Consider the following 18,703-nt stretch of genomic DNA (forward strand, 5'->3'; position numbering starts at 1 on the left):
ATGCGAGCTGCGGTTGTAAGGTGACATGGCAGGGGGCTCGCCCGCCCAACTCAGGCAGTCTGCTGCTTGATCTCACGCATGATGCTCAGAAGGGCATCGATCGCCGGATTGGGATCATCTGGATGGCGCGCGGCGGCCAGCTCCGCGCGGAAAGCGCCCGGTCCGCGGATACCCACATACGCAAGAATGTCCATGCGCATCCGCGCGAGCGAGGCCGGCACAACCGCAGCGCCAAAACCTGCCTCGACGAGCGTCAGGATGGTCGGAATCATGCTCTCTTGCACGATGTTGGCGGGCTTGCCCGCGGCTTCGATCATCTGGCGCAGCACCTGACTGAAATAGCGCGAGCGTTCACGCGCATAGCCCACCAGCGGCAAATCCAGCACCTGCGCCATCGTCACCCAACGCTTGGCAGCCAGCGGATGGTCGCGCCGTAGCGCCAGCACCATCGGCTCGGAATAGATCGGCACTGGCGACAGGTCTGCATCTGCGAATGGAGGCCGCAACAACGCCAAGTCCAACCGCCGCTGATGCAGCGCTTCAGGCATGTCGCTTGAGTTCATTTCTTGCAGGTCCAGCATCACGCCCGGATAGCGCTTCCGGAACACGAACAATGCCTGGGGCACGTTTGAATAGGCCGCGCTGGGCGTCAGTCCGATGGTCAATTGGCCCGCATCGCCTTTGGCCGCCTGCCGCACATAGCGGACCGCGGCTTCGTGCTCCACGGCCATCAGCCGAATGCGGCGCTGCAGCTCGGCGCCGGCCGACGTCAACCTGACCGTACGGGTAGTTCGTTCCAGCAGCTGCACACCCAATGTTTCTTCCAGCTTGCGCACGCTCTGGCTCAAGGGCGGCTGGCTCAAATGCAGCCGCTGCGCCGCACGGCCGAAGTGCAGCTCTTCGGCGACCACCGCAAACACCTGAAGCAAACGGCTGTCGATCAGCATTTATTTTTCCTACGAATCAATACTCAGAGAATAAGGTATTAGACAACCTAATCACGCCTTTCCTACTATGCGCTGACAATCAATGGTGGGAGATATCCCCACCTTCCAACTCAGGGGAAAGTTATGCGCGCGACATCCGGAACGATCAGACTGCTGGCTAGCGCTTTCGCCACCAGCCTGTGCCTGGCTTCTGCCAATGCCTGGGCGCAAGCTGCCTATCCGAGCCAGGCGATCAAGTTCATCGTGCCCTATGCAGCTGGCGGCAGCTCGGATACGCGTTCGCGCCAACTCGCCCAGAAACTCAGTGATTCGCTGGGCGTGCCGGTCGTGGTGGACAACAAGCCGGGCGCCAGCGGCAACATTGGCACCGGCCAGATTGCCACGGCCAAACCCGATGGCTACACCATCGGTTTGGGCAATTTTGCACCGCTGGCCGTCAACAAGGCGCTGTACGAGATGCCCTTCGATCCGGCACGGGATCTGGCTCCCGTGGCGCTTATCGAACTGGGGCCTATGGCGTTGGGCGTGAACGACAAGTCGCCATACGCAAATCCGGCAGCGCTGATTCAAGATGCAAAGGCGAACCCCGAAAAACTGAATTACGCCTCGACGGGTGCGGGCAGCGCATCACACTTGACCACCGAACTGCTCAAGGAGCAGGCCGGCATCAATGCCACCCACGTACCGTATCGGGGCGGCGCGCCTGCCGTCAACGATTTGATTGCAGGCAATGTGGACTTCTATATCGAATTGCCCAGCCTGTTCCTGCCCCACGCTACCGGCGCCACGCCGCGCATCAAGATCCTGGCGCTTGCATCCGCCAAGCGCGTCCCCGGCCTGCCCAACGTGCCGACCTTCAAAGAGCTTGGCTTGCCCGATATGGTGGTGTCCAACTGGTTCGGCGTCGTCGCGCCCGCCGGCACCCCGCCCGAAGTCATCAAGACCTTGAATGAACACATCAACCGCGCCCTGCAAGACAAGCAGTACCGCGGCGTGGTTGAGTCACAAGGCGGAGAGGTCGCAGGCGGCACGCCCGAACAGTTCCAGGCCTTCATAGCCAGCGAAAGCGAGCGTTGGACGCAATTGATCCGTCAAAAGCAGATCAAGGTTCAGTAATGCTCAACGCGCAAGAAGCATGGGCCAGAAGCAGGGCTCAGGACGCCGGGACCCGCGCCTGGGCTTACTTGGCCGAAACCGCCGGCCCGTTGCCACAAAGCTCCGGACAGACCCTGCACGCCCTGGCTGGCGTGGGGTTTGGAGTCAAAGATGTGATCGACGTCGCCGGTATGCCGACACGGTCCGGCTCGCCCGCCACGTCATCCGCGCCCGCTAGATGGGACGCCAGTTGTGTAGCCCAATTAAGGGCCGCAGGCGCTGTGCCAATAGGCAAAACCGTGACCGCGGAATTCGCCTACGCGTCTCCCGGCCCCACCCGCAATCCACACAATTTTGCTCATACTCCAGGCGGGTCTTCCAGCGGCTCTGCCGCTGCGGTGGCGGCAGGCATGGTGGATATTGCATTGGGCACACAGACTGGCGGTTCGATGATCCGGCCGGCGGCGTTCTGCGGCGTGGTCGGATTCAAACCCACTTTCGGCCGGGTCCACCGGCACGGCATGAACGTACTGTGCGATTCCCTGGACACCATCGGCTGGTTCAGCCGCACGGTCGCTCAGTCGCAATCCGTGGCATCCGTGCTGTTGGCGGAAGATGGCACGAATCAGGAAAGCGCGGAGACGCGCGCGCCTCGCGTCGCGCTCTTGCCCTGCGATGACATAGGCGCAATCAGCGCCGCAGCACGGCAGGCGCTAAACGACTGCGCTGCGCGATTGCGCGATAAAGGCGCAACGGTTCTCGTCCCGCCTGAGGACCTGGACGTAAATACCGTGTTGCACTTGCACGCGCAAATCATGCATGCCGAACTGGCGCGTGCCCTGCTGCCAATTTTGCGTAGTTCACAGGCCGCCTTGCTGTCACCCGTGCTGCTAGATGCCATCGCGCACGGTCTGTCGATTTCGCATGCCGAATATGTGTCGCTTCAACAAGCGCGTCTGTGCCTGTCGCAAGACTGGCTGGATCGCTTCAAAGATGTCGACTTCATCATTACGCCCAGCGCTCCTGGCGAGGCGCCTAGGGGTTTGCAATCCACCGGTTCGTCGCTGTTCAACCGAGTCTGGTCGTTGCTGGGCTGGCCTGCACTGCATTTGCCCGCTGGCCGCACCGAAAGCGGTTTGCCCGTAGGAGTGCAGTGGGTTGCACGGCCGGACCAGGATCATGCCTTGCTGTCCTGGGCCCGGCAATGGCATACACCGGACGACGCGGCGCGGTGACACTGAGCCACCGCGCCATCGCGCCTAGCGCGTGGTGACCGCTTGCTGCGACTCGTAGTGCGGCGAGCGCGGGCCGTACAAAATGGCTCCCGAACCGCCAGCGCTGAGCAGCATGTTGTTGGTCATGCCAGCCACGCCGTAGCTGCGATCCGACAGCGTGTTGACGATCTGGTCGACCATGGCTTGCACCAGCATGCCGAGCAAACCGCCGCCGCTATTGTTGTTGCCCTGGACTACCTTCTTCGACCCGCTCCACAGCTTCGCGCCGTTGCGCAAGTCCAGCAGCTCGGCATCGACCTCGACCGTGACCGAACTGGCCAAGACCGCATAGCTTGAGCCGTATTGCTTGACCGTCATGTAAAGCGCGGCGTCAGCGCCGAAGATCTCGCGCAGCTTGACGGCGGGCAGCTCGTGGATCTCGTCGGGCGTGGTCATGCCGTTCTGCTTGAACGTCTCGTCCATGACGCCCACCGGAATCACGTAGTAGCCCGACTCGGCCAGCGGCCGCGTGGCTTGCGACAACACGGCTGCTGCCGCGCTGGCATCCACCGACGAGTTCAGCGGCGGCAGGACCAGAATGGACGCCGGATTGCTTTCGCGGAACGCGGTGTAATCCAGGTTGCTCTTTTGCGGAGCGACGCAACCTGCCAGCAAGGCAACAACGGCCAACAAACCTGCTCGGAAAATGCTGGTCATCATCATGATCCCTTCTTCGAAACGGCGGCGTTTGCCGACTCCGGCTTGGTGGCGCTGGCCGATTCATCGGCAGGCGCGCTGGCGCTTGGCTGCGCAGGGGCCTTGCCCACGTTGCGCATCAGGAAATCCATAAACTGCGTGGACTCGGGAAACGCCACCTTCTCGCCCTGCAATTGCTCGACGGCCTTATCGCCGTCGCCCATCTTCAGGTAGAGCATGCCCAGGTGCGCACGGAATCCCGGGGGCAGCTCAACGTTCGCCGACCGCGCGGTTTCAATGTTCTTTTCCAGTGCCTGGGCTTGTACCGCGCTGTCCGCGCCATCGTCCTGGAGGTAGGCGTAGACCGACGGTTGGTAAGCCTGCCAGCTGTACAAGGGCTTGGCGCGCGGCTGTGCGCATGCGCTCAACAACACGGCGACGGCAACGATGGCCAAGCCGCGGCCAGCTCGCGCAAACGAGTTCGATTGATGGTTCAAGGCCAGCCCCTTTAGTTAGCGGTCGGCTGCCAGGCGCCTTGCTCGATGCCATCGACCAGGCGGTCTACGGCTTCGCGGATCGCCAGGTCCAGCACCTTGCCGTTCAGCGTGGAGTCGTAGCCTGCCGTGCCGCCAAAGCCGATCACTTCGCGATTCGACAGGGCGTATTCGCCTGCGCCTGACGCGGAATACACGACTTCAGACGTGGTGACGTCCACGACATTGAGGTCCACCTTGGCATAGGCAACCTGCTCTTTGCTGCGGCCCAGAATGCCAAACAATTGCTGGTCGCCCGTTACCTTGCGGCCAAACGCGGTGACGTCGCCCGTGACGACGTAGCGCGCGCCCTTGATCTGGTTGGCTTTCTTATTGAATGCGGCTTCCTGCTTGATCTCCGAGATGTTCTCGCGATCCATCACTTGGAAACGGCCGCTGCGTTGCAGGTGGCTGACAAGAATCGTTTTGGACTGGCCGCCCAGGCGATCCACGCCATCGGAAAACACGCCGCGCAGATAGTTCGTACGGTTATCGAATTTGCCCACCGAGATCGGGCTGCGCACGCCGGCGTACGGCTTGCTTGCGGCGGCGGTTGCGGGTACGGCCACGGCTTGCGAACGCTCGGTAGCGCAGCCTGCAATTACCGCCGACAGAACTGCCAGCGCGCCAATTTTTACGACCTTGTTCAGCATTGTTTCTCTCCGGCCGCCCCTGTCACCCACAGGCGAAAGACGGCAATACAGCGTGAATTCGAGCAGGGAGTATATACAAATTAATACAATAGATACCAATTGAATTAAGTGCCAAATACCCCGTATTTTTGTCCTATCCCCATTAATCGATGCGTAACCCTGCGCTAACGCAGCAGAAATTCCTGCACTGCGAGTACGCAAGAAGCCGTTGATTAACTGGCTAGAACTATATGAGCGAAGCGGGTGCGAAAACTCTAAGAACATTCAGAAATTGGACAGGGTTGTTTGCGACTTAGTCCTGTTCTACCGAAGGTAACGGGGGGCTTTCCTTAACCAAATATTGACGTTGCCGGGCTTAAACTGCCTGATCGCAATACGCTTCCGGCCCCGGTCCGCACCGCACGGAAAAAGGTTGATCTGGCATGAATAAATCATCGGATGACGATCAGCCATTACGGCGCCCCATCCTGTTCGCGGCGGTCATCCTGACCGGGGTCTGCGCTGGCCTGGGCGGCATGTTGCTAGGGATGCTGTTGCACGCCGTCCAGCACCTGGCGTATGGCTACAGCCAGGGCCACGTAATCAGCGAAGAGACCTTCCTGCAAGGCGTCCAAGCCGCAAGCGGATCGCGGCGTTTGCTGGTGCTGACCCTGTGCGGTCTGGTGGCCGGTGGCGGCTGGTGGCTGATCTACCGCTATGGCCGGCCCCTGCTCAGCGTGGCGCAGACCGTGAAAGACCCCACGCTGAAAATGCCGCCTGCGACCACACTGGCGCACGCCATCCTGCAAATCATCACCGTTGCGTTAGGTTCGCCCTTGGGGCGTGAGGTTGCCCCGCGCGAAGTCGGTGCGCTCGCGGGCGGCTGGCTGTCGGACCGGGCACGGTTGCCACCCGAGCAGCGGCGCCTGTTGATCGCCTGCGGCGCCGGCGCCGGATTGGCAGCCGTTTATAACGTGCCCTTGGGCGCGGCCGTGTTTGTGCTGGAAGTGCTGCTGGTCACCTTCGCCTGGCCCGCCGCCGCCATGGCGCTTGCGACCTGCTGCATCGGCGCCGTGGTCGCGTGGATCGGCCTGGGCAACGAAACCCAGTACATCGTGCCCGCCATGTCGGTCAGCGCCAGCCTGATTGTCTGGGCGGCGCTCACTGGCCCCTTGTTTGGCGCCGCTGCGTATGGCTTCGTCAGGCTGACCACTGCCGCGCGGCGTCACCCGGCCCGGGGCTGGCAACTGCCCGTCGCGTCTTTGCTGAACTTCACCTTCATCGGTTGCCTGGCTATTTACCTGCCAGCGCTGCTGGGCAACGGCAAGGGCCCCGCGCAACTGGGATTCAGCAGCGAACTGACGCTGGGACTCGCCCTGCTGTTGCTTGTTTTCAAGGTGACGATCTGCGCCACCACGTTGCGCGCGGGCGCCTCCGGCGGTTTGCTCACGCCGGGCATCGCGATTGGCGCGTTGCTGGCAACGGTGCTGGGCACGGCATGGAGTCTGCTGTGGCCCGACGCGCCACCCGGCGCCTACGCCGTCGTGGGCGCCGCAGCATTTCTGGCGTCATCCATGAGCATGCCGCTGACCGCCATCGTACTGATCACGGAATTCACACGTGTCGACCAGAGTTTTCTGGTGCCTATCATTCTGGCCGTGGCGGGCTCCACATTGACTCACCAACTTTGCACCGCACGCGCGGCCAGAATCCCGGCAGCGGCAAACGAGCCGGTACGCAGCACCTCTTGAGCGAAGCACATTCATGACCGAACGCAACCTGAAAGGCATCCATCCATACGACGCGCCAGCCGGCGGCTGGGGCGCCCTCAAGGCGACTGCCCAAGCCGTCGCCGACCAGATGCGCGTAGCAGAAGCCCCGCTGCTGCTCTTGCGCACCAACAAGCCGGATGGCTTTGACTGTCCGGGGTGCGCGTGGCCGGACAAGGCGCACACGTCCACTTTCCAGTTCTGCGAAAACGGCGCCAAAGCCGTCACATGGGAAGCCACCAAAAAACGCGTCACACCAGAATTTTTCGCGGCCCACACCGTCACCGAATTGCGGACCTGGACGGATCATGATCTGGAAGACGCCGGCCGCCTGACGCACCCATTGGTGTATGACGCCGCCAGCGACACCTATCAGGCCATCGAATGGGATGCGGCTTTTGCCCGCATAGGCAGCACGCTGGCCGCGCTGCCGGACCCGCATGCGGCCGAGTTCTACACCTCTGGCCGCGCCTCCAACGAAGCCGCCTTTCTGTTCAGCCTCTACGCACGGGAGTATGGAACCAATAATTTCCCCGATTGCTCGAACATGTGTCACGAAGCCACGAGCGTCGGCTTGCCGCAAGCGATCGGCATCGGCAAGGGCACCGTGTCGCTGGACGATTTCGACACCTGTGACCTGATCATTTCGATGGGCCACAACCCGGGAACGAATCACCCCCGCATGATGGGCACGCTGCACGAATGCGCGCGCCGCGGCGTTCCCATCATTGTGTTCAACCCACTGCGCGAACGCGCCCTGGAACGCTTTGCCGATCCGCAGAACGCCGTCGAAATGGGAACTCTGGGGTCCACCCGCATTGCCTCCACCTACTACCAGGTGAAGGTGGGCGGCGACGCAGCGGCCCTCAAAGGCATCATGAAAGCCCTGCTGGCAGCGGACAGAATCAATCCAGGCGTGCTGGACCACGCCTTCATTGCCGAACACACGCATGGCTTTGACGACTTTGCACAGGACCTAGACAACACACATTGGGACGGCATCGAGCAGGCGAGCGGTCTGGCGCGGGCTGAATTGGAATCAGTCGCCGCAGCCTACGCCAAATCCAACGCCACCATCGTCACGTACGGCATGGGCATCACGCAGCACGCGAAGGGCACGCGCAATGTGCAGCAGATTGCGGCGTTGCTGCTGATGCGCGGCAACTTCGGTAAGCCGGGCGCTGGCATCTGCCCGTTGCGCGGACACTCCAACGTGCAAGGCAACCGTACCGTCGGCATCACTGAAAAGATTGATCCGGTCATGTTCGACAACATCGAAAAGACTTTTGGATTCAGGCCGCCCGAGCGGCACGGGCATGATGCCGTCGACGCCATGAAAGCCATGATCAGCGGCGACGCGCGCGTTTTGATCTGCTTGGGCGGTAACTTTGCCGTTGCGCTGTCTGACACCGAACAATGCGCCGCAGGCATGCAGCGACTGGATCTTGCCGTTCATCTGAATACCAAGCTGAACCGGTCGCACTTGCTGCTAGGCCGCGATTCGATCATCCTGCCGGTTCTGGGACGAACCGAGAGCGATGTCCAGGCAAGCGGCGCGCAATCCATTACCGTCGAAGACTCTATGTCCATGGTGCATGCATCGCGCGGCAAGCTTGCGCCCGCATCGGAACACCTGCGTTCTGAACCCGCCATCATTGCCGCCATGGCCATAGCGACGCTGCCCAACAGCAAGGTGCCGTGGCAGCATCTGGTCGACGACTACAGCCGTATCCGCGACCAGATCGAAAAGGTCTACCCGGACTTCCAGGGCTACAACGAACGCATCCTGAAACCAGGTGGATTCCGCCTGCCGCTGCCGCCCACCGAACGCATCTGGAAGACGCCGTCAGGCAAGGCCGAGTTCCTGCCGTTCGATGGTCTGCAAGAAGATGCCGCAGCGGCAGGCACGTTCAAACTGACCACGCTGCGCAGCCACGATCAGTACAACACCACGATCTACGGGCTGGATGACCGCTATCGCGGCGTGTTCGGCCGGCGCGACGTGCTGTTCATGAACGCGGCGGATCTGAAGGAGCAGGGCATCGAACATGGCGAAGCGGTCGACATCTGCACCGGCTTGCCCGGCGAGTCGCATCGGCAGCTAAGGCTGACCGCGATTGCCTACGATATCGCGCCGGGTTCGGTAGGCGCGTACTACCCCGAAGCCAACAATCTTTGCCCGCTGGACTACCAGGACAAGCAAAGCGGCACGCCCAGTTATAAGTCGATTCCGGTGTTGATCAAGAAGGCGGCGTAACGCACGGGCGCAACCCTCACTTCAATTCCAACGTCGCGCCGATCACGCGCAACGTCGGCATCAGTTGACGCCAGGCATCTTTGGGGATGGCTGCGGGACGCTTGAGTTCCGCAGCCGCCGGGTCATCCAGCAGATTGCCTTTGCAGGCAAACACGATGCTGTTGGTCATGTCGTCATCGACGACTTCAAACATGGAAGACCCGAACGACTCGCGCACACGATCCAGATACTCGTGATGCAGCGGATGATTCACGTGAAAGTTGATCACCAGAATGCCATCATCGCGTAACGCGCGATAGCAATCGGCGTAGAACGCCGTGGAGCACAGCGCATCGGGTATGCCGCCCACGCCAAAGCCATCCAGAAAGATCACGTCGGCCTGATCCGGCGCATCATGCAGATAATCGGCGGCATCCGCCTGAATCACGCGAAACCGCGCGTTGTCCTGCGGCACCATGAAAGCGTCGCGCAAACCGATGACCGCAGGATCAATCTCAACCACCGAGATGTCCGCGCCCGCCAGATAGCGATAGCAAAACTTGGGCAACGACCCGCCCCCCAGACCTACCATCAGCATATGAGCGGGCTCGGGCTTGAACAGCACAAAACCCATCATCATTCGCGTGTATTCAAGCTCAAGCGCATCCGGATTCAGCGTAGACATGCTGCTCTGGATTTCTTTCTGCGTGAAATGCAGCGTGCGCCGGGTTCCGGCATTCTGAATAAAGGGTCTGTGTATGGCCGCCGGTTCGTCGGGCAGGGATGAATCGGCAGGGGCAGTAACGTCGGACATGGATAGAAGGGGATGGCGGGAGATGTGCAGAAGATAACACTGCGCGGCTGGTTCCTTGCCAGCTGGGGTGTAACCCGTCATGTGTAGCGGCATTCAGGCCGGCATCGGTTGCCTGATGGGTGCGCGTGGCACCCATCAGGCAGAGGTTGAGCTGGCGCTCAATACCTCCAGGTCATATTGATCGAACCGGCATTTTCACGGTTTCCTTCGCCGAATTGGCCGCTGTAGTTCAGACCAATCGATGCGTTCCGGGTGATCGCCATTTCCACGCCAAGCTCGGCCAGCGCAGCATTACGGGCAATCGGGGCGCCCGCCACGCTGAAGGCTTGTCCGCCATCAAAGGACATCGTCGACTGCGGCAGCACATCGCCAAAAGCGTGCCGCCATCCCAACGTGGCCAGCACACGCGCTTCCGTGCGGCCAATCGTAAAGTCCGTCCGCGTGCGCAAGCCCAGCGTGCTGCTGGTTTGCTTATCGCTGCCGCTATGCCCGCGCAAGGCTGCGTATCCGCCAGATTCCGAGAAACCCCGGGTGCGCGTGTCCGCCCACGACAGGCCAACGAAGGGCTCAATACCGACGCGCTCAGACAAGGGCACCAAGTAGCCAAGCTCAGAGAAAAGCTGCGTCGTGCTGGCGCCGTAGTCGGCGGTCAGCTTTTGCGCTCCACCGGAAACGCTCGCGTAGCGTTCGGTATTCATGTCGTGCCAGGTGTAGGACGCGCCCACCATCAGATTCAGTTTGCCCGCTCCGATGTCGAACGTCTTGCCGCCATACAACGCTGCGCTATAGCTGGCGACATCGGCTTTGGACGAACGGTCGTCCACGCGGATATTGCCGTCGGTGAAGCCCACCGCTCCGCCCAGACGCCAGCCACCGCCAACGGCGTGGTCGACACCAGCGAAGACACCACCCGTCTGCTGGCGCACTTGTGCCGAGTTGGCGCCGCCTTTCCAGGTCTGCCAGTTGCCAATGACTTCGGCCCATGCGGGCTGCGCATTAGACGACGGCAGCGCCGCTGCGGACAAGGTGCCTCCGGCTTGCGCCGTCGGGGAACCCGCCCGCAACCCTGCGCCCAGGTTGGTGCGCAGATAAGACAGGGGCACGGTGCGTATCGTATTGTTGAAACCCGTCAGACTAGACGTGGCGCTAGCGTGTGCTTCACCAGACAGGCTGTTGAAGACCGCGGTCGTTGCGCCCTCGGGCAGCGTCAGGATGTAGTTGTGCAACGCATTGCCTGCGGGCAGGCTCTCCAGGGCGCTAGCCACAGCGCGCTGGTTAGTGCTTTGCGCCACATCGGCAAACGTAATGGGGCGGGTCGCGCCATCGCTTCCCGTTACCTGCTTGCGGTTCAGTTGCAGCGTGACGTTCTGCGCGCCGTAACTCAACGCCGGGTTCAGATAGGCGTAGTTGGACGACACCGAGTCGAACTTGCCATTGATCGCGCCTGCGGTCAGGATGGTGTATTGACGCCCGCTGTCATAACCGGTGTCCGGCGCAATGCGCACGACGGAGCCAGCCAGATTGGCCGTGCCGCTCACGTCCACGCGGGTGCTGGTTTGCGATTGCCGATCCGCGGCAACCTGGTAGACCGAGCCTGGCAACAACGTCAGGTTGCCCGACACTCCCAGGGTTTCGTTGCGGTTGCCCGGCGCCAAGACGGCGCCACTTTGCAGCGTGGTCGGTCCAACCCGGCCCGCGCCTTGCAGCCATGCGCCGCTGGCGATGGCCAAGGTGCCACCCAACTGCCCGGTGGAAGCAATGTTCAACACGCCGGACTGCACCTGCGTGTGGCCGGTGTAGGCGCTGCCATCGCCCGCGACGGTAAGCGTACCTGCGCCCGTCTTGGTCAGACCTTGGCTGCCGGCAATGGCGCCAGTCAGGCCGAATGCCGTGCCTGCCGCAACATCGATGCCGCTGGATTGCGCCACCAAGATGCTGCGGGCGGTATCGAAACTGCCCGTGGCGGCCAACACGCCTCCGTCCAGAGTCACGCCGCCAGTTGCTGCGCCCAGATTCGTGTCCTTGGATACCGAGAGCGTGCCCGAACGGATATCCGTGCCGCCGGTATAGGTGTTGTCGCCCGCCAGCACCAGCGTGCCGTAGTCCGTCTTGGCCAGTTTGCTGTTGCCTGTCAGGCTGGAAGCGATGGTGCCGGTCATACCAGCGCTTGCGGCTGAACCCGTACCCACGCGAATGATGGTCTCGCCGCCCGCGCCTTGTAGCGCAATCGCGTCGCCTTGGACGCGGTAGCCGTCAGCCGCAAACTGCATGCCGGTCACGCCGATGGCACCCGCGGACGCGTCCACCGTGACCGTTCCGGCCGGCGCCTGGAATACGGCAAACGTCGGGTTCGGCTGGTAGACGCCACGCACCGTGCCGTCCGCGTTGGTCCAGTTGCTGCCAGCCGCGCTCCAGGTGCCGTTGCCGCCGTTCCAAAAGCCCAGTCCGGTAGCGGCTGTAGACACCAGGTTGACCTGACCCGGCACTACCGTCTGCACGGTCAAGGCGCCCGCGCTGACGCCTGCTGGCATTGCGCCAACCGTCAGTCCGCTGCCCGTCAACACGCCGCCATAGTCGAACAAACGGTAGACACCCGCGCCGAAGGCGCCTTGGTCGCTCACATTCAGTTTGCCGGCCAGCGCCAGATTGCCGCCCACATCAAAAAGAAGCTGGGAAGACGCCGCACCCAGCGCCACGTTCACTTGGCTCGCGCTATCCAGCGTCAGATTGCCGCCGATCTTCAAGGTTTGCCCTTGCGTGCCTTGCAGCACGCCGCCGGTCAGGACGACATTTTGCGCAACGGTTCCCGAGCCATTCAGCGTGGCATTGGGGCCTACCGCGACCTGGCCTCCCAAGATGCCATTCACCGACAAGGCGCCGCCGTGCACATTGGTAGTGCCACTGAATCCGCTTGAATCGCCGGAAAGAACCGTCGTGCCGGCAAGCACATCAATAACCCCTGCTTGCGCAACCAGCGAGTTGATACCCGCATCAAAAACATAGTTGTTGCTGGTATGGTTGAACACCAGTTTGCCGGTGCCGTTGCCAAAACGAACCCCTAGCGCGGCTTGCACCAAGCCTGGTGCGACGGCAGCGTCGCCAGCCGCAGAGCCGATGTTCAGCGTACCGGTCGAGCCGACCTGATCAGCGATACGTACACGATTGACGGTGCTTATCGTGGCGCCGTTGGACATAGTGGCCGTGCCGGCGCCTTGGTAACCAACAATAAAAGCCCCTGTGCTCATCAGGCGGGTGGCCGCGCCGTCAGCGGTGATAGCACCCCGGCTAGCCGACTCCAGCCCAGCGATGATCTGATAGGCATCGACGCCGCCACCGGCGTTCACTTGCAGTTGCCCTTGCGATCCTGCCCGGGCGCCAACGTTAAAAGCATCAACCAGCGACGACAACATACTGCCCGCGCCGGAAATATTCACCGTACCCACGCTGCCGTTTTGCAGGCCTGCGTACGTGCGGCCTCCTGACGTGACTTTGCCGCCGTTGGTGATATTGAGCGTTGCCGTGCCACCGGAACCTACGGTGACGTTGCCGGTGGTCTGCAAGGAACTGCCTGCGCCAGTGATATCGGCAGTGCCCGTCGAATTTGCCGCGAAGCTCATCAGCAAGCTCGCGCTGTTCACTTGCGCCTTATTGGAAACCGTCAGGAAACCCGTGCCAGCACTGCCGACAGTAAGCTGCCCCGATTGCCAGGAACTGTTTAAGCCGGTCACCGTCAGCGAACCTGTGGCATCAGCGCTGGCCCCTAGCGTGGTCGTGGTGGCCGTCACTCCTTTCCCGCCCAACTCCACGGTCATTGTCCCCGTACCAAACAGGCCGAGCGTGAAGGAGTCAGCCGTCCATTGCGAACCGACGCCGGTGATCTTCGCGCTACCCGACTCCAGCTCAGACGTACCGGGGATGCTGCCGTTGTTGGAATTGCCAATGAGTGCAGCACCGCTGGTCAACTGGCCGCCATCTTTCACGGTAAGGCTGGGCCGCACGCCGCTACCGCCACCGCCCACAAACAGAATTCCCGCTTGAGCGGCGCCATTGGAAACGACGGGCATATTCGCCGACACGTCGGTAACGAAGGTATAGCCAGCTCCTGTGGGAACCGTATTAGTCGACCAGTTTTGCTGATCCGCCCAATCCGCGCCTGACGCGCCCGTCCACGTTATGTTCTGGGCAACTGCCGAGCCCGACAACAAGCTCAGAGCGTAAGCCCCTGTCCACCCAGCGACCCGCAGGCCGAAAAGTGTCGATTGTGGTTTCCGTACAAAAATTGGCATTTTCGCTTTCCAACAATTTAGGAGAGCGACGGTGTATTTATGCCGGTCTCACAGAGGGTTGCCACATGAAGATGGGCAAGGTCGTGGAGAAGAACGGCATCTTGCGGAGAAACTAAATAGGTAAAGCATCAATAAATCCGAACGCCTAGGGTTATTCCCAGCTCTCGAACGCCTCAAATCATTTAGATGTCGAAATAAATCAGTTATGTGTCTTATTTATTTATCTTCTTTACGCAAACCGTGACCAGCAACTCCGGATTCCATGCACCTTGCATTGCAATACATCCGATACATCTGGCGGCGTAAAGATGAGCTCCAACATTCGAGCATTCTAAAAAACGGTCAAAGCCGGCCAAAATAAAGGCCAGCGCACAGCCGCTGGCCTCTTTCGGGTAATGGTGATCTTTATTGAAGGCGGAAAACCCGGACTATGGGTCTTGATACTCAAAAACCGCTCACCGCTCCGTTATGCCGTCATCGTCAGAATAATTTTTCCTACGTTCTCGGACGATTCCATCCGCCGATGCGCGCCGGCCGCCTGTTCCAATGTAAAAACACTGTCAACCACAGGAGCCAGACCCGCTCCATGTGCGAAGCGATCCAACCAATGCTCGCGAAAGCGGCGCACCATTGCGTGCTTATCGGCCTGCGGACGCGACTTCATTACAGTGCCGAAAATCTGCAGGTGCCGATACAGAATGTGCTCCAACGCAATGCTGACCTCGCCGCCGCCACCCAAGATGCCAACCTGCACCAGCCGTCCGCCGTGGGCCAAGGACGCAATATTGCGGGCGAAGTAGGGCGCGCCGATAAAGTCCACCACGACGTCCACTCCACGTTGCGAGGTCTGTTCTGCCACAACCTGCGCAAAATCCTGCGTGCGGTAGTCGATGACGCAATCCGCGCCAAGCCGCCTGACTTGATCCAGCTTCGTGGCATCGGCCGTCGCGTAAACGGTGGCGCCCGTCGCCCTGGCGAGTTGAACCGCAGCAGAGCCCACGCCGCCGGCAGCCGCATGAATAAGCACGGAATCACCGGCCCCCAGACGGCCCAAGTGCAACATGGCCTCGTGCGCTGTGACGAACACTTCGGGAATGGCTGCGGCATGGACGTAATCCAGAGCTTGTGGAATAGGCATCGCCATCCGCCAATCCAGCCTGGCGATCTCCGCGTAAGCACCGCCGCCGACCACACCCATTACCCGGTCGCCAACCTTGTAGCCGCGCACGGCGCTACCTGCTTGCAGCACCTCCCCGGCAATCTCCAGGCCCATGATGGTTGAGTCGCCGAAATTTGGCCGGCCGTAACCTCCACGGCGATGAGTCAAGTCTGCACGATTCACTCCTGCCGCGTATACGCGGACCAGCAGATCGTCGGGCCTGACTTCCGGTTGGGGCACCTCGGCCACCTGAAGCACATCGGCCTCGCCAAACGTGTCGAAAATAATCGCTTTCATTGCTTGTCCTTGGTGCCGTTGCCGGTTGTTGCCGCAGCCAATGCCGCTTGCGCGATGGCCGATGCCGTAATTGCCGCAGGAAATCCCACGTAGAACGCAAGATGCGTGATGGCGGCGGCCAGTTCCTCACGCTTTACCCCGTTGCCGATGGCGCGCCGCAGATGCGCTGGCAATTCATCGGCGTGGCCCGCTGCTATCAGCGCAGCCACGGTGATCAGGCTTCGGTCTCGCGGCGCCAGCGCAGGGTCGCCCCAGATGACGGGATAAAGCGTGTTGTCGACAAATGCTGAGAGCTCGGGAGTGAAGGCGCGTGCAGCCTCGCGCGGATGGCTGAAATCAATATTGGACATCGTGTTCTCCCTTTCAAGCCTGGCTGATGAATTTGTGCGTCAGGTAGTACTCGATACCCTCAACACCGCCTTCCGACCCGTGACCGCTTTCCTTCATACCTCCGAAGGGCAGCTCCGTTGCCACGATTCGATACTGGTTGATGCCGATCATTCCGGCTTCCAAGCCGTCAGCCACGTCAATCGCCGTGCGTGCATTGGTGGTAAAGGCATAGGCCGACAGGCCATAGGGCAATCGGTTGGCTTCCTGGAGACCGTCGGCAAGCTCATCGAATGGCATCACCACGGCAATCGGTCCGAAGGGTTCTTCGTGCATGATCCGGGCTTGCATCGGCACATTGGCCAACACCGTCGGTTCAAAGAAATAACCTTCGCCTTCGATGGGTTTTCCGCCCGCCAATACGGTGGCGCCGCAGTCCACGGCGTCGGCGACCAGCGCTTGCATCTTCTCTAATTGACGCGGGTTGGCCAGCGGCCCGACTTGAGTAGCCGGGTCAAGCCCATTGCCCACCTTCAATGCCTTGGCCGCCTTTACAAAGTGTTCAAGAAACGCGTCATAGACGCCACGTTGAACAAGAAAGCGTGTGGACGATATGCAGACCTGACCCGTGCCGCGATAGCGGTTGGCTGCGCCTTCGACTGCGGCGCGCTGAACATCAGCGTCGTTAAACACCAGCACTGGCCCATGCCCGCCCAGTTCCAGAGTGATGGGTTTGACGCCTTCGGCCGCACGCGCCGACAGCAGCCGGCCAATGGGCACCGACCCCGTGAACGTCACTTTGCGAATAATGGGGGAGGCGATCAAATGCCGGGAAACTTCATCCGGCACACCGAACACCACCTGCAACACTCCCTTGGGCAAACCCGCATCATCCAGGGCGCGGGCCAGAGCGAGCGCGGTCGCCGGGCTTTCCTCGCCAGGTTTGATGATGACGCTGCAACCGGCGGCCAGCGCCGCCGCAAGCTTGCGCGCTGGCGTAATCGCCGGGAAATTCCACGGTGTGAAAGCGGCCACCGGGCCGATGGGCTGACGCTTTACCAGCTGCTGTACACCGGGACGATTTGCCGGCACGACTCGTCCCTCTATGCGCCTCGCTTCTTCTGCAAACCACTCGAAGTACTCTGCGGCACGGGACACTTCATCGCGGCTTTCGGCCAAGGGCTTGCCCTCTTCAAGCGTCATCAAGGTGGCGATGTGCTCGGCGCGTTCGCGCATCAGGTCCGCTGCGCGTTTCAGAATCCGGGCCCGCTCGATGGGAAATGCAGCGCGCCAGACGTTGAAGGCCTGCTGTGTGGCTTGCAGCGCGCGATCCAGATCCGCGGCCGTCGCCAACGGCACCCGGCCCAATTCTTTGCGGGTGGCGGGATCGACCACGCTTGCCGTGCCGCGTTCGCTCGCGCCTATCCATTCACCGTTAATAAATAGATAAAGCGGATCATAGTTGCCATTCATCACTGCACACTCCGACTAGGGTGACCGGCACATGCCGGGGTCAATTCTGCTTGGCGGAACTGCCGGCGACTGACCATGGACCAAAGTCTAGGCGCGAGCCGCGCGGGGATTTAGCCCTATACGAAGGAATGACTTTTCTTTCAGGAGGAAAAGTCGTCTGATGCAGGGGTGTGCTGGACTGCGCCACAGGGCGGCCAGCCGCGCAGGAGATGGGATCTCCATAATCGGCATGCCCATGTAGCGGGCAAGCGCCGCAGAATGACCACCATGGACTCAGGCGATGGACAAGCTATACAACATGTCAGTGTTTACGAAAGTCGTGGAAATGGGCAGCTTCACCGCCGTCGCCAACCACCTCAGCACCACGGTCGGCAACATCTCCCGCGCGGTCACTGTGCTTGAAGAAGGGGTCAATGCCCGCCTGCTTCAGCGTTCCACGCGGCGCTTGGCCGTCACGGACGCCGGCCGCCGCTTCTATGAGCGTTGCGTCGCCATCCTGGGCGACGTCGAGCGCGCCGAAGCCGAAGCGGGCGACGCACTGATCGCACCCCGGGGCGTCTTGCGCGTCCATGCGGTGCCTGGTTTGGGGAGGCAGCTTGTCGCACGCGCAGCGATGGCGTACCGGCAAATCTATCCCGACGTATCAGTAGACCTGCTGCTCTCTCAACGCATGCCGAATCTGCTTGAAGAACAATTGGATGTCGGCATCGTGATTGCCCGCTCGCTGCCAGACTCAAATTACGTTACGCAGAAAATCGGTGTCAGCCACTGCATTCTGGCGGCGTCCCCTGCCTATCTTGAACAACACTCCGCCCCACGCTCGCCCCAGGATCTTGCCCGCCACAGTTGCGTGTTACTCAGCACGGTGGACTACGCCCCGGATGCGTGGCATCTGGAAGGACCCGAAGGCGCTTTCACCCACTGCCCAACAGGGGCTCATCTGGGCGTCAATGATATGGATGCCATGGCAACAGCGTTGCGAGATGGAGCAGGCCTGGGCCTGATCGCTGGATTCTCGGCCATCGAAGACTTGCGCAAGGGCACATTGGTGCGCGTGCTGCCCGGGTACTACACCAACGCGCGCAACGTGTACGCGCTTTACCCCTCACGTCAATTCGTCGATGCGAAGACCAAACTATTCGTCGATGCGCTCAAACTGCACGTGGGCGACCAGCTCGCAAGCTATGCCGCCGAGCTGGGGATTGCTTGGGATGAAAAGGCCTGA

General features: G+C 61.3%; 14 protein-coding genes. 5 read left to right on the top strand and 9 right to left on the bottom strand.

Annotated features, from left to right (window positions below):
• Positions 1-50 precede the first annotated feature (50 nt).
• Positions 51-947: a LysR family transcriptional regulator gene (locus RAS12_RS20330; RefSeq protein ID WP_306939627.1), complete on the bottom strand. Its 897-nt coding sequence runs from the start codon at positions 945-947 to the stop codon at positions 51-53.
• A 123-nt stretch (positions 948-1,070) separates the two neighbouring features.
• Between RAS12_RS20330 and RAS12_RS20335 the strand changes: the two genes are divergently transcribed.
• Together RAS12_RS20335 and RAS12_RS20340 are read left to right on the top strand one after the other, a co-directional pair.
• Positions 1,071-2,063 carry a Bug family tripartite tricarboxylate transporter substrate binding protein gene (locus RAS12_RS20335; protein ID WP_306939629.1) on the top strand — a complete coding sequence of 331 codons (993 nt, stop codon included), beginning with the start codon at positions 1,071-1,073 and terminating at the stop codon, positions 2,061-2,063.
• Complete coding sequence (locus tag RAS12_RS20340; protein ID WP_306939631.1) at positions 2,063-3,277, top strand: amidase; 1,215 nt, start codon at positions 2,063-2,065, stop codon at positions 3,275-3,277. Before RAS12_RS20335 ends, RAS12_RS20340 begins: the two co-directional genes overlap by 1 nt.
• A gap of 24 nt (positions 3,278-3,301) precedes the next feature.
• Here RAS12_RS20340 and RAS12_RS20345 read toward each other — a convergent pair whose 3' ends face one another.
• From RAS12_RS20345 to RAS12_RS20355, 3 genes are read right to left on the bottom strand one after another with little or no spacing between them, the layout of a single operon-like run.
• Positions 3,302-3,976, bottom strand: coding sequence for a DUF799 domain-containing protein (locus RAS12_RS20345; RefSeq protein WP_306951541.1), 675 nt, complete (start codon positions 3,974-3,976; stop codon positions 3,302-3,304).
• Positions 3,976-4,449, bottom strand: a complete 474-nt coding sequence (locus RAS12_RS20350; protein WP_306939633.1) for a DUF4810 domain-containing protein — start codon at positions 4,447-4,449, stop codon at positions 3,976-3,978. The genes RAS12_RS20345 and RAS12_RS20350 overlap by 1 nt, the downstream gene beginning before the upstream one ends.
• An 11-nt stretch (positions 4,450-4,460) precedes the next feature.
• Positions 4,461-5,138, bottom strand: a complete 678-nt coding sequence (locus RAS12_RS20355) for a CsgG/HfaB family protein (protein ID WP_306939635.1) — start codon at positions 5,136-5,138, stop codon at positions 4,461-4,463.
• A 422-nt stretch (positions 5,139-5,560) separates the two neighbouring features.
• On the opposite strand from RAS12_RS20355, the gene RAS12_RS20360 reads away from it, so the two are divergent.
• On the top strand, positions 5,561-6,868 hold the full coding sequence (locus RAS12_RS20360) for a chloride channel protein (RefSeq protein ID WP_306939636.1): 1,308 nt from the start codon (positions 5,561-5,563) through the stop codon (positions 6,866-6,868).
• Positions 6,869-6,881: 13 nt separating this feature from the next.
• Positions 6,882-9,143: an FdhF/YdeP family oxidoreductase gene (locus RAS12_RS20365; protein WP_306939637.1), complete on the top strand. Its 2,262-nt coding sequence runs from the start codon at positions 6,882-6,884 to the stop codon at positions 9,141-9,143.
• A gap of 16 nt (positions 9,144-9,159) precedes the next feature.
• On the opposite strand, the gene RAS12_RS20370 is transcribed toward RAS12_RS20365, so the two are convergent.
• From RAS12_RS20370 to RAS12_RS20390, 5 genes are all read right to left on the bottom strand, one after another.
• The gene (locus RAS12_RS20370) at positions 9,160-9,807 is read right to left on the bottom strand and encodes a fused MFS/spermidine synthase (protein WP_306939640.1); all 648 of its coding nucleotides are present in this window, start codon (positions 9,805-9,807) and stop codon (positions 9,160-9,162) included.
• A 287-nt stretch (positions 9,808-10,094) separates the two neighbouring features.
• Positions 10,095-14,000 (bottom strand): autotransporter outer membrane beta-barrel domain-containing protein, encoded by a 3,906-nt coding sequence (locus RAS12_RS20375; RefSeq protein WP_306939642.1) that lies wholly within the window; start codon positions 13,998-14,000, stop codon positions 10,095-10,097.
• Positions 14,001-14,688: 688 nt separating this feature from the next.
• Positions 14,689-15,678 (bottom strand): NAD(P)H-quinone oxidoreductase, encoded by a 990-nt coding sequence (locus RAS12_RS20380; RefSeq protein WP_306939643.1) that lies wholly within the window; start codon positions 15,676-15,678, stop codon positions 14,689-14,691.
• Complete coding sequence (locus RAS12_RS20385; RefSeq protein WP_306939645.1) at positions 15,675-16,028, bottom strand: carboxymuconolactone decarboxylase family protein; 354 nt, start codon at positions 16,026-16,028, stop codon at positions 15,675-15,677. Before RAS12_RS20385 ends, RAS12_RS20380 begins: the two co-directional genes overlap by 4 nt.
• Before the next feature lie 13 nt (positions 16,029-16,041).
• Positions 16,042-17,478: an NAD-dependent succinate-semialdehyde dehydrogenase gene (locus tag RAS12_RS20390; protein ID WP_306939647.1), complete on the bottom strand. Its 1,437-nt coding sequence runs from the start codon at positions 17,476-17,478 to the stop codon at positions 16,042-16,044.
• 280 nt (positions 17,479-17,758) lie between these two features.
• Between RAS12_RS20390 and RAS12_RS20395 the strand changes: the two genes are divergently transcribed.
• The gene (locus RAS12_RS20395; protein ID WP_306939648.1) at positions 17,759-18,703 is read left to right on the top strand and encodes a LysR family transcriptional regulator; all 945 of its coding nucleotides are present in this window, start codon (positions 17,759-17,761) and stop codon (positions 18,701-18,703) included.

Origin of the sequence: Achromobacter seleniivolatilans, assembly GCF_030864005.1 — a bacterium.
GTDB classification, from domain to species: Bacteria; Pseudomonadota; Gammaproteobacteria; order Burkholderiales; family Burkholderiaceae_B; genus Achromobacter; species Achromobacter seleniivolatilans.